Below are 11,829 nucleotides of genomic sequence, written 5' to 3'. Positions count from 1 at the left end.
TCAGACTTATCTTTTACATCGATAAGATGGTGGGTGTGGAGAGGTTCGAACTCCCGACATTCGCCTTGTAAGGGCGACGCTCTCCCAACTGAGCTACACACCCATATAGTTTTACATCTTTAGGTAGATGTGGAGTTCTTAACTCCCGGTGATTATGCGCCTCGTATAGGACGAATCCCAACTGAGCTACACACCCATATAGTTTTACATCCTTAGGAAGATGGGGGAACTTCATTTAACGCCACTTGAAATATTCAAGTATGGTGCCGCCACCAAGAGTCGAACTCGGGACCCTCTGATTACAAGTCAGATGCTCTACCAACTGAGCTATAGCGGCTTAACGCTAAATCAAATTTTGTCATTATCTCTTAATCGGATTAAAAGATAATGGTGCCGCCACCAAGAGTCGAACTCGGGACCCTCTGATTACAAGTCAGATGCTCTACCAACTGAGCTATAGCGGCAAATTACGCAGTTTGCTTTTAACGACACAACACAAGTGTTGTATGGTGCCGCCACCAAGAGTCGAACTCGGGACCCTCTGATTACAAGTCAGATGCTCTACCAACTGAGCTATAGCGGCTAAAAAAGCAAAAACATTTTTATCCTTTTACAGGACTTGACCAAAATATGGTGCCGCCACCAAGAGTCGAACTCGGGACCCTCTGATTACAAGTCAGATGCTCTACCAACTGAGCTATAGCGGCATTTCTCAAATTTTGGTCGGGACGGCAGGATTTGAACCTGCGACCACTAACACCCCATGCTAGTGCGCTACCAGGCTGCGCTACGCCCCGATGCAAACAACAACACTGTCGTTGTCAGCGGGTGCGTATATTACTATAACGAATTGAAAAGGGAAGAGTTTTATTTGTTTTTTTTCATTTTAATGACGCGTTTTCAGTTTTCGTAAATCATTGATTAAGCATTGATCTAAATATCATTAATGACTTTGCTGAGGTTTCCTGTGGCGGCTTTCTGAAGGCTTATATATTCACTCCCACACCCTACTCTTTTTAATGCTAGAAGCGTTTGCCAGGCAATAAAAAAGCCACTTCCTAGGGAAGTGGCTTTTAGTAACAAGCGAAGTAACTTGAGTGCTTACTCTTGCATATAGTCTTCGACTTTAGACTTAAGCTTCTGCCCAGGCCTAAAAGTCACGACGGTACGAGCGGTAATGGGAATTTCTTCCCCTGTTTTCGGGTTACGACCGGGTCGCTGACTTTTTTCTCGCACTTCGAAATTACCAAAGCCCGATAACTTAACTTGCTGACGCTCAACGAGAGAATTGCGTATCACATCAAAAAAACCTTCAACTAGGTCTTTGGCGTCTTTTTTACTCAAATCTATTGTATCTACTAAGTTTTCAGCAAGGTCCGCTTTCGTCAACGATCCCATAAATCTACCCCCTTACAACAGCTCCTAACGTCTCCGTTAAAGCAGCTACAGTTTTATCGACCGAGTTGTTTACTTCTTCATCACTAAGAGTGTGTGAAGGATGCTGCCACGTCAAGCCCAAAGCGACACTTTTTTTCGTCTCATCAATGCCTTGGCCCTGATAAACGTCAAAAACTAAGACATCTTTAAAGGCTTCACCAGCATTTTCGTTAATGACTTTTTCAAGAGCACTAACCGGCACAGATCGATCCACAAGCAGAGCAAGGTCACGACGCACTTCTGGGAATTTAGAAACCGCTTTGTATTCTGGTAAGGTCGCACCCAACACTGCGGACAAAGCAATATCAAACACATACAGAGTTTGGTTGGCGCCAAGTTCTTTAGACAACTGAGGATGCAACTCCCCCATTACGCCGACAAACTCACCATCAATGAAGATATCCGCAGAACGTCCTGGGTGTAAGTAACCACAACGAGAAGGCTCGTAACTTGGCTTACCACCATTATTTAAAGCGAACATAGCTTCTACATGAGCTTTTAGATCGTAAAAATCGACTTTTTCACTCTTGTGATACCAAGCTTCTGGATGACGGCTACCCGCGATCAGACCAGAGATCTGTAGTTGCTGATCCAGTTCATCCAAAGCTTCTACAGAGCCGATAAAGCGACGACCTGTTTCAAACAAGCGCACACGGCTCTGCTGACGGTTTTGGTTGTGCAGGTAAGCTTTCACTAGGCCTGGCACCAAACTTGGTCGCATTACACCCATATCCGCAGAGATTGGATTGGCCAGTGGCACAGGCTCGATCTCAGGCAAGAATTGCTTGCTCAAGTTCGGATCAATAAAGCTGTAAGTTACAGCTTCTTGGTAACCTTGAGAAACCAATACTGAACGCAAGTTTTGAATCGCAGTTTTACTTTCAGATAGCGGAGTGAAGCTCACGGCAGCCTTAGGCATAGCTGAAGGCAAGTTGTCGTAACCATAGATACGCGCCACTTCTTCGATCAAGTCCGCCTCGATCGCTATGTCAAAACGATGGGAAGGTGCTTTCGTTACCCAAGCTTCATCAGTCACTTGCAGCATCTCAAGACCCAAACGCGTCAAGATATCTGTCACTAAGTCTTTATCGATAGACATAGCTAGATACTGATCAAGCTTTTTACGACGCAAAGTCACTTCCGCCGCCGCAGGCAAGTGATCTTCACTTTGCGTTGCCGTCACAGGGCCAGCTTGACCGCCAGCAATCTCAAGTACCAAGGCCGTTGCACGTTCAATCGCTTTCTGTTGCAAGCTTGCGTCCACACCACGCTCATAGCGATGAGAAGCATCTGTATGCAAACCATAAGAGCGCGCTTTACCGGCAATCGCTAACGGTGCAAAGAAAGCACTTTCTAGGAAGATGTCTTGAGTCTGGGTATTCACACCAGAACCTTCACCACCCATCACACCAGCAATAGCCAAAGGACCTTTCTGGTCAGCGATAAGCAAGGTATCTTCACGCAAGCTCACTTCTTGACCATCGAGCAATACGATCTTTTCACCAGCACTAGCATTGCGTACTACAACACTGCCATTTAGGTTCGCAAGATCAAAGGCATGCATCGGCTGACCAAGTTCTAGCATCACATAGTTGGTGATATCGACAATCGGATCAATGGAACGAATACCACTGCGACGTAGTTTTTCCACCATCCACAACGGTGTTGCCGCAGCAACATTGACACCTTTGATGACACGACCCAAGTAACGCGGACAAGCATCAGCGGCTTGCACTTCCACAGGGAACACATCATCAATAACTGCTGCTACTGCATCAATCTGAACTTCACTAACGTCGGTTTTATTTAGTACGCCCACTTCGCGTGCCAAGCCAGCAAGACTTAAGCAATCACAACGGTTTGGGGTAAGATCCACATCTATGATGCAATCATCAAGATCTAGATATTCGCGTAAATCCTGTCCTGTTGTTGCAGCGGCTGGCAATTCAAGAATGCCATCATGATCTTCGCTAATACCAAGCTCAGACGCTGAACACAACATACCAAAAGACTCAACTTGACGGAGTTTCGCCTTTTTAATTTTAAAGTCACCGCCTAAAACCGCGCCAATCTTTGCAAACGGGATTTTGATGCCCGCACGAGCGTTCGGAGCACCACATACCACTTGGAACGTTTCGCTACCGTCGGTTACTTGGCACACTTGCAGCTTATCGGCATTCGGGTGTGGTTCAGCGCTGATAATCTCGCCCACCACTACGCCAGTGAATTCAGCCGCTACTGGCAGTACTTCGTCTACTTCAAGACCTGCTAAGGTAATTTGCGCCACCAAATCATCACGACTGATGTTTGGGTTCACCCATTCTCTTAGCCAATTCTCACTAATTTTCATAACAACATCCTAGGCTGGCGGTTTAGTTGAACTGTTTAAGAAAGCGCAAATCGTTTTCAAAAAACATGCGTAAATCGTCTACCTTGTAACGCAACATGGCAAAACGCTCTACCCCCATACCAAAGGCAAAACCTGTGTATTTTTCAGAATCAATACCAGACATTTCCAAGACTTTCGGGTTTACCATGCCGCAACCCAATACTTCCAACCAAGACTCTTCGCCTTTGCTGTTGGTACGCATGATGTCCACTTCAATGGAAGGTTCGGTAAATGGGAAGTAACTTGGGCGGAAGCGCACTTTCAAGTCATCTTCAAAGAACACGTTCAAGAACTGCTGTAACGTGCCTTTTAAATCCGCGAAGGAAATATTCTCATCGATCAACAAACCCTCAACCTGATGGAACATAGGCGTATGCGTTTGGTCAGAATCACAACGGTACACACGACCCGGACAAATAATACGGATAGGTGGTTGTGACGTTTCCATGGTACGAACTTGAACTGGCGATGTATGCGTTCTAAGTACCGTATTAGGATTAAAATAGAAGGTATCTTGCATGGCACGAGCTGGGTGATGCGCAGGAATATTCAGCGCTTCGAAGTTGTGGTAGTCATCTTCGATCTCAGGGCCCGCTGCCACATCAAAACCAATCCCACGGAAGAAGTTTTCAATTCTCTCCATGGTGCGGGTAACAGGGTGCAAGCCACCCACTTCTTGGCCTTTACCAGACAAAGAAATATCAATTGTTTCGGTTGCCAATTTTGCATCCAAAGCGGCTTTCGCTAGGGTCGACTTACGTTCAGTAATTTTCTCCTGAACCTGCCCTTTCGCTTCGTTTACCAATTGACCAAATTTAGGACGATCTTCTGCAGAAACATTACCTAGCTGTTTCAGCAAAGCCGTTAGAGCGCCTTTTTTACCAAGATAATGCACACGCACATCATCCAAGGCGGACTCACTCTCAGACGCAGCCACTGCGCTTAGCGCATCAGCGAGAATCTGCTTTAGGTTCTCCATTTACATACTCCAAAAAATAAAATAGGGGAAGAGCGTTGGCCCTTCCCCTATTAAAGACTGCATTGAGTGACACGTTCGAGACAATATTCTTGCAAGACCGCATCACCCTAAGGCTACGTCAGAAATTAAGCCAAGCTTGCTTTCGCTTTTTCAACGATTGCAGCAAAAACTTCTTTCTCGTACACAGCTAGATCAGCAAGTACTTTACGGTCGATTTCGATTGCTGCTTTTTTCAAGCCAGCAATGAAACGGCTGTAAGACAAACCATTGATACGTGCAGCAGCGTTGATACGAGCAATCCACAATGCGCGGAATTGACGCTTACGCTGACGACGGTCACGGTATTGGTACTGACCAGCTTTAATGACAGCTTGTTTCGCTACACGAAATACACGACTACGTGCACCGTAGTAACCTTTAGCTTGCTTTAGAATCTTCTTGTGACGGCGACGAGCCTGAACACCACGTTTTACGCGAGGCATAATATAAACCTTATACTAATAAATTAATGAACTATAAAAATAGACTTAGATGTATGGCAACATGCGCGTGATTAACGCTTTGTCGCTGGCAGCGATGCTCTTCATTGCACGAAGATGACGCTTACGCTTAGTCGATTTCTTAGTCAAAATGTGACTAGTATGAGACTGCTTATGTTTAAAACCATTCGCGGTACGTTTGAAGCGCTTAGCTGCGCCACTGTGTGACTTAATTTTGGACATGATAAAACCACTCTCGCATTCGTTAATGTTAATGTAATCTTTCAATAACCTAAGCTATTTGAGATTACTTCTTCTTTTTGGGGCCTAGCACCATAGTCAATTGACGACCTTCCATTTTCGCAGCTTGCTCTACTGCACCATATTCCTCTAAGTCTGCAGCGACTCGATTCATAAGTTGCATACCAAGCTCCTGATGGGCCATTTCACGACCGCGGTATCTTAGTGATACTTTGGCCTTATCCCCGCCTTCAAGGAAACGTATCAGGTTGCGGAGTTTTACCTGATAATCCCCTTCCTCCGTCCCTGGACGGAATTTCATTTCTTTAACCTGGATTTGCTTAGCATTTTTCTTTTGAGCCGCTTTCGCTTTCTTGGCTTCAAAAATATGCTTGCCGTAGTCCATGATTTTGCAAACAATCGGATCAGAATCAGCAATTTGCACTAGGTCAAGGCCAGCTTCTTGAGCAGCCTTAAGCGCTTCGTCAATCGACACAACACCAATTTGTTCACCATCAGCAGCGATTAATCGTACTTCAGTTGCTCGAATGTTCTCGTTGATTAGAGGGCGCTGCTTACTAGCACTACGCCCACGATTCATATTACCTTTTATAGCTCTATCTCCATTTATTGTTTACGGCTACGACGAGCGACTTCTGTCTGAAGCAAATCTTCAAAATCAGTAACACTCATCACCCCAAGGTCTTCACCAGTTCGAGTTCGAACGGCTACTTGATGTTGTTCGACTTCTTTATCGCCAACAACAATCATATATGGGATGCGCTGAATTGTATGCTCGCGAATTTTAAACCCGATCTTCTCATTTCTCAAGTCAAGTTTCGCTTTAAAGCCCTTTGAATTTAATCTTTTTTCCAAATCAGAACAATATTCTGCCTGACGATCGGTAATATTCATGATGACGACTTGTTCTGGCGCTAACCAAAGCGGGAATGAACCCTCAGTCTCTTCAATCAAGATACCGATGAAACGCTCCAATGAACCCACGATCGCTCGGTGCAACATAACAGGTGTTTGGCGTGAGCCATCTTCTGCTACGTATTTTGCATCCAAACGAGTCGGCATAGAAAAGTCCACTTGGATAGTACCACACTGCCAAACACGACCGATCGCGTCTTTCAACGAGAACTCGATCTTAGGACCATAAAACGCCCCTTCACCTGGCAACTCTTCCCATTCTAGGTTCGCAGAGTTCAACGCCTCAGCCAATGCCTGCTCTGCTTTATCCCAAACTTCATCCGAACCTACACGCTGCTCTGGACGAGTGGATAAGCGATAAATGATATTGGTGAAACCAAAGTCTGCATACACTTCGTGCAACAGATCAATAAATTCAGACACTTCTTGTTGAATCTGACCTTCTGTCACAAAGATATGACCATCATCTTGCACGAAGTTACGTACACGCATGATACCGTGCAAGGCACCAGATGGCTCATTACGGTGACAAGAACCGAATTCAGCCATACGGAATGGCAAATCACGGTAGCTCTTCAGGCCTTGGTTATAAACTTGAATGTGACAAGGACAGTTCATCGGTTTTACCGCGTAATCACGGTTTTCCGAATGGGTGGTAAACATGTTTTCGTGGTATTTACCCCAGTGTCCAGACTTCTCCCACAACACGCGATCAACGATTTGTGGCGTCTTCACTTCTTGGTAATTGTTATCAAGCTGCTTTTTACGCATGTATTGCTCAACAGTTTGATACAAGCTCCAGCCTTTTGGATGCCAGAACACCATACCAGGTGCTTCTTCTTGCACATGGAATAAGTCTAATTTCTTACCCAGCTTACGGTGGTCACGCTTTTCCGCTTCTTCAATACGCAACAAGTAAGCTTTTAGCTCTTTCTTGTCGGTCCAAGCGGTACCGTAGATACGCTGCAACTGCTCGTTGTTGGAATCACCACGCCAGTAAGCGCCCGCCAGTTTCATCAATTTAAAGTGACGTAATACACGGGTATTCGGTACGTGAGGACCACGACACATGTCCATGTATTCTTCATGATGATACAAGCCCACTTCTGTGATAGAAGCGTCCATGTCATCAATTAAGGCAACTTTGTAATCTTCACCACGCTCAACAAATTGTTGACGCGCTTCTGCGATAGGCGTCATTTTCTTAACGACATCGTAATCGGTTTTAACCAATTCACCCATGCGCTTCTCTATTAACGCCATGTCTTCTGGCGTAAATGGGCGCTCAAAGGCGATATCGTAATAAAAGCCTTCATCGATGACAGGACCAATGGCCATTTTAGCGGTTGGAAACAGCTGCTTAACAGCGTGACCCACCAAGTGCGCAAACGAGTGACGAATGATCTCCACCCCTTCTGCGTCCTTTCCGGTCACTATGCTTAATGCCGAGTCACTGGTGATAAGCTCACAAGCATCGACCAATTCGCCATTGATACGACCCGCAACAGTTGCTTTAGCAAGACCGGGACCTATGTCCTCAGCCACTTGCATAACCGTTACAGGATTAGAAAAAGAACGTTGACTGCCATCCGGCAAAGTAATTACAGGCATTTTTTTGATTCCCCTTTTTGGAGTCAGTGGTGCTCCATACCAAAGAGCACATGTAAATTCAGGGCATAAACTAGCATTTTTCGCCTAACCTTGCGACTGTAATTTAGCTTTCTAATTCAGCCACCCCAAAGATAGTGGCCTTCTAGGAAAATCAAGGCTTTTTTCTTCCTTTCAGCCATAGACTTTCTCTGTACTCAAGGTAAAATTGCGATCCGATTTATCGATATCTTCAACACAAAGGCTTTATGGATTTTCAAGATCTTGACGATTACTGCATTGAGACTACTCAATCAGAACCTGAACTTTTATTGGAACTCGTTGAAAAAACGTATTCTGATATGGGTTACCCAAATAAGTTGTCAGGCAAAACCATTGGCCGCACACTGAAGCTATTGACGCGCCTAAAGCAACCTAAGCGCGCCCTAGAAATCGGCATGTTTACTGGCTATTCGGCCCTCTCTATTGCTGAAGGCATGCCAGCAGACGGCTCCCTTATTTGCTGCGAAACCAATCCAAGAGCAATCGAATTTGCACAAACTTTTTTTGATCGCAGCCCCCACGGACACAAAATCACGCCAATATTTGGCCCAGCCTTAGAGACTATTGAGACTCTAGAGGGCGAATTTGACCTTGTCTTTATCGATGCCGATAAGCGCAACTACCTTAACTACTATGAAGCAGTACTGCCTCTCGTAAGTTCTGGCGGTTTAATCATTATCGACAACTCCATATGGCAAGGGCGTGTTCTGGACCCACAAGAAAACAGCGACATCGCTGTTAATCAGCTTAATCGCCTGATTGCACAAGATAATCGAGTTGAGAATGTTCACCTAAATGTTCGCGACGGTCTCAACCTCGTAGTAAAACACTAACCCTATTTTCATAAAGCCCACTCGCCAAAAGCGAGTGGGCTTTATGTGCTATTTAAACGTCACTAAAAAAGAGGCAGCGATTTTGGTCGTTTTTAAAATCACAAATAACATTTCCGGCAAACACTATATTGGAACGTCGTTCAATAGTGGCTTTCAACGTTTTGAGCAATACGTTGAAGCAACGAATGAGGGATTGGATTTCCCACTTTACAATGACATCAGGGATCATTCGGCCGACGCATTTACAGTAGAAGAGCTTTTCGAAACAGAAGATAAGCAGGAACTGTACGAATTAGAAAAAGATTACATCTCTATCTACAACGGCGAAAGTCTGCGTGGCTACAAGATTGCCCAAACCGCCGAAAAAGCGGCAGGCCTAAGCTTCGGTAAAAAAGCCTTGTTTGATGCAAATGGTGTTTCTACCGCCGAAGTACCAAAAAAGACTCGCAAAACAGCGGTAAAAAAAACCGTTGAATTGCCAAGCAAAGCCATTGTAGAACCAAAACCTACGGCCAAGTCTTTTTTCAGCGAACTTATTGGTGAAGACCGCCTCGACACACCGGCGGCAACACCAACACAACCTAAGAAAACTGCACCACGCGCCAAAAGCAAAGCCAGTATTCAAAAGATGCTGAACGAAGCCGAAAGAGTTGCAAAAAAAGAGCGTGAAGAAAAACTTAAGGCTCAGCAACAAGCAGAAGCCGAAGAAATGTCACTTATCATGGCTAAGATTGACATCACTTCAAAGTCTGCAACCTCTGCGTTTAGACGCCGCAAAGGCTAGTATTTTTCAGACTAAAAAGCCCCAGCAGAATTTTCACTCTGCTGGGGCTTTTTTATTGTCAGCCACCCGAGAAGGTTAGCTCTACACTCTTTAGGCGCGCGCTTTTTTCAACGTATCGGAAATCATAAACGCCAATTCCAAAGACTGATCAGCATTTAGACGTGGATCACAATGAGTATGGTAGCGATCCGCAAGATCTGCTTCCGTCACTTCAAAGGCACCACCGACACACTCCGTCACATTTTGGCCTGTCATTTCGAAATGCACACCACCTGCGTAGCTACCTTCTGCACTATGTACTTGGAAGAACTGTTGGACTTCTTTCAATACATCTTCGACGCGGCGAGTTTTGTAGCCCGTAGAAGCTTTGACAGTATTGCCGTGCATTGGATCACTACTCCAAACCACTTGCTTGCCTTCACGCTGAATCGCTTGAATCAGCTTCGGCATGCCATCTTCTACTTTGTCGGCACCCATACGAACAATAATGTTCAAACGGCCCGCTTCGTTTTCAGGGTTTAGCACATCACACAAGCGCAATAGGTCTTCAGGGTCCATAGATGGGCCTGCTTTCACCCCAATTGGGTTTTTCACACCGCGTAAGAATTCTACATGGGCACCATCAAGTTGACGAGTACGGTCACCAATCCACAACATGTGGGCAGAACAGTCATACCAATCCCCTGTTAGGCTGTCCTGACGGGTCAGAGCTTGCTCGTAAGGCAATAGCAGCGCTTCGTGGGATGTATAGAATTCTGTTTCTTTCAGTTGGTTCATACCGCCACCAACGCCGCAGGCTTCCATAAATTGCAACGCATCGTCAATTTTATCAGCCACACCTTGGAAACGACTGCCTGCTGGGCTGGCATTCAAGAAATCCAAATTCCACTTATGCACTTCATGTAGGTCTGCAAAGCCACCTTGAGAGAAAGCACGCAGCAAATTCATGGTTGAGGCACTTTGGTTGTATACCTGAACTAAACGCTCAGGGTCTGGAATACGAGCTTGCTCAGAAAATTCAATGCCGTTGATGATATCACCACGGTAACTCGGCAGCTCTACACCATTAACTGTTTCCATTCCAGCCGATCTTGGCTTAGCAAACTGCCCAGCCATACGACCCACTTTCACGATTGGGCATTTTCCAGCGTAAGTTAACACCACCGCCATTTGCAGCATGACTTTAAAGGTGTCACGAATATTGTTGGCATGAAACTCTGCAAAACTTTCAGCACAATCGCCACCCTGCAATAAAAATGACTGACGATTCGCTACTTGCGCTAAAGCATTTTTCAATTGACGTGCTTCACCTGCAAAAACAAGAGGAGGCATTTTTCCTAACGTATTTTCCACTTGAGCCAAGTGCTCAAGGTTAGGATAGACAGGCTGCTGTAATGCTGTCTTTTCTTTCCAACTTGTTAAGTTCCATTGTTTCATAATTTTCTAAAGCCTTATTATTTAGATATTTATTATTAGAGGGCCGTTACCTAGCCACAACCCAAAGTATTTCTGCATCTTTTGCTGACAAAGAGACGACTGCGTGTCCCATGGTGGCATCATAATACACACTGTCTCCTTCTTTTAATTCAATTGGTTCATAGAGTTCAGAGAAAAAATTAATTTTACCCTGCAAAACCAATAAGAATTCTTCTCCATCGTGACGAACCCACTCTTTAAATTCATCAAACGAACGGGCACGCACCTTGGTTTTAAAGGGCACCATTTTTTTGCGGCTAATGGAGTAATTTAGCAACTCATGCTCATAGGTGGCGGTGGGATGAGCTTCGCCTTTTCCCTTGCGGGTAATATCACGCCTACCGGCGATCGAAAACTCACTGGCCTCCACAAACAATTGCGGAAGATCCATCCCCAACCCCTGAATGAGCTTTTGCACTATGGTAAAACTTGGTGACACCTGATCATTTTCAATTTTCGACAAGGTTGAGCGGGCGATCCCCGTCCTTTTCCCCACCTCTTCAAGCGTCCAACCTTTCGACAAACGGATCTCTTTAACGCGCTTGCCCAGCTCTAAAGGCTCAACAAAGCGATCAGGATCGGATGCCGTTGCAGTTTCCAATGATGGTCTACTTACCATAATTCAC

Annotated in this window: 11 protein-coding genes and 6 tRNA genes; 2 read left to right on the top strand and 15 right to left on the bottom strand. The window is 45.3% G+C overall.

All coding sequences use genetic code 11. The annotated features are described in order from the left end of the window. Nucleotides 1-27: 27 nt before the first annotated feature. From ACUM5Y_RS07155 to thrS, 13 genes are all read right to left on the bottom strand, one after another. A tRNA-Val gene (locus ACUM5Y_RS07155) sits at nt 28-103 on the bottom strand. A gap of 158 nt (nt 104-261) precedes the next feature. After that, nucleotides 262-337, bottom strand: a tRNA-Thr gene (locus ACUM5Y_RS07150). A 51-nt stretch (nt 338-388) separates the two neighbouring features. Then, nucleotides 389-464, bottom strand: a tRNA-Thr gene (locus ACUM5Y_RS07145). A gap of 43 nt (nt 465-507) precedes the next feature. Next, nucleotides 508-583: transfer RNA gene (locus ACUM5Y_RS07140), tRNA-Thr, on the bottom strand. Nucleotides 584-631: 48 nt separating this feature from the next. After that, nucleotides 632-707 (bottom strand) — tRNA-Thr (locus ACUM5Y_RS07135). Between the two features lie 13 nt (nt 708-720). Continuing rightward, nucleotides 721-797, bottom strand: a tRNA-Pro gene (locus ACUM5Y_RS07130). A 304-nt stretch (nt 798-1,101) separates the two neighbouring features. Beyond that, on the bottom strand, nt 1,102-1,398 hold the full coding sequence (locus ACUM5Y_RS07125) for an integration host factor subunit alpha (RefSeq protein WP_445976179.1): 297 nt from the start codon (nt 1,396-1,398) through the stop codon (nt 1,102-1,104). Nucleotides 1,399-1,402: 4 nt separating this feature from the next. After that, a complete protein-coding gene (pheT, locus tag ACUM5Y_RS07120) occupies nt 1,403-3,787 on the bottom strand; it encodes a phenylalanine--tRNA ligase subunit beta (protein ID WP_445976178.1) in 2,385 nt (794 codons plus the stop codon). A gap of 22 nt (nt 3,788-3,809) precedes the next feature. After that, the gene (gene pheS / locus ACUM5Y_RS07115; RefSeq protein ID WP_445976177.1) at nt 3,810-4,805 is read right to left on the bottom strand and encodes a phenylalanine--tRNA ligase subunit alpha; all 996 of its coding nucleotides are present in this window, start codon (nt 4,803-4,805) and stop codon (nt 3,810-3,812) included. Between the two features lie 125 nt (nt 4,806-4,930). After that, nucleotides 4,931-5,287 (bottom strand): 50S ribosomal protein L20, encoded by a 357-nt coding sequence (rplT, locus tag ACUM5Y_RS07110; RefSeq protein WP_024023333.1) that lies wholly within the window; start codon nt 5,285-5,287, stop codon nt 4,931-4,933. A 45-nt stretch (nt 5,288-5,332) separates the two neighbouring features. Beyond that, nucleotides 5,333-5,527: a 50S ribosomal protein L35 gene (rpmI, locus tag ACUM5Y_RS07105; protein WP_445976176.1), complete on the bottom strand. Its 195-nt coding sequence runs from the start codon at nt 5,525-5,527 to the stop codon at nt 5,333-5,335. Nucleotides 5,528-5,591: 64 nt separating this feature from the next. Next, the gene (infC, locus tag ACUM5Y_RS07100) at nt 5,592-6,125 is read right to left on the bottom strand and encodes a translation initiation factor IF-3 (protein WP_445976175.1); all 534 of its coding nucleotides are present in this window, start codon (nt 6,123-6,125) and stop codon (nt 5,592-5,594) included. Nucleotides 6,126-6,151: 26 nt separating this feature from the next. After that, a complete protein-coding gene (thrS, locus tag ACUM5Y_RS07095) occupies nt 6,152-8,071 on the bottom strand; it encodes a threonine--tRNA ligase (RefSeq protein WP_445976174.1) in 1,920 nt (639 codons plus the stop codon). A gap of 245 nt (nt 8,072-8,316) precedes the next feature. Here thrS and ACUM5Y_RS07090 point away from each other — a divergent pair, with 245 nt between their 5' ends. Together ACUM5Y_RS07090 and ACUM5Y_RS07085 are read left to right on the top strand one after the other, a co-directional pair. After that, nucleotides 8,317-8,943 (top strand): O-methyltransferase, encoded by a 627-nt coding sequence (locus ACUM5Y_RS07090; RefSeq protein ID WP_445976173.1) that lies wholly within the window; start codon nt 8,317-8,319, stop codon nt 8,941-8,943. 43 nt (nt 8,944-8,986) lie between these two features. Next, nucleotides 8,987-9,727: a GIY-YIG nuclease family protein gene (locus tag ACUM5Y_RS07085; protein ID WP_445976172.1), complete on the top strand. Its 741-nt coding sequence runs from the start codon at nt 8,987-8,989 to the stop codon at nt 9,725-9,727. Between the two features lie 90 nt (nt 9,728-9,817). Here ACUM5Y_RS07085 and ACUM5Y_RS07080 read toward each other — a convergent pair whose 3' ends face one another. After that, nucleotides 9,818-11,164, bottom strand: a complete 1,347-nt coding sequence (locus ACUM5Y_RS07080; RefSeq protein ID WP_445976171.1) for a class II 3-deoxy-7-phosphoheptulonate synthase — start codon at nt 11,162-11,164, stop codon at nt 9,818-9,820. Between the two features lie 46 nt (nt 11,165-11,210). Continuing rightward, complete coding sequence (locus ACUM5Y_RS07075) at nt 11,211-11,822, bottom strand: helix-turn-helix domain-containing protein (RefSeq protein WP_445976170.1); 612 nt, start codon at nt 11,820-11,822, stop codon at nt 11,211-11,213. Nucleotides 11,823-11,829 lie beyond the last annotated feature (7 nt).

It is taken from the genome of Marinomonas dokdonensis (assembly GCF_052747885.1).
This window is presented reverse-complemented; position numbering and strand designations above follow the sequence as displayed.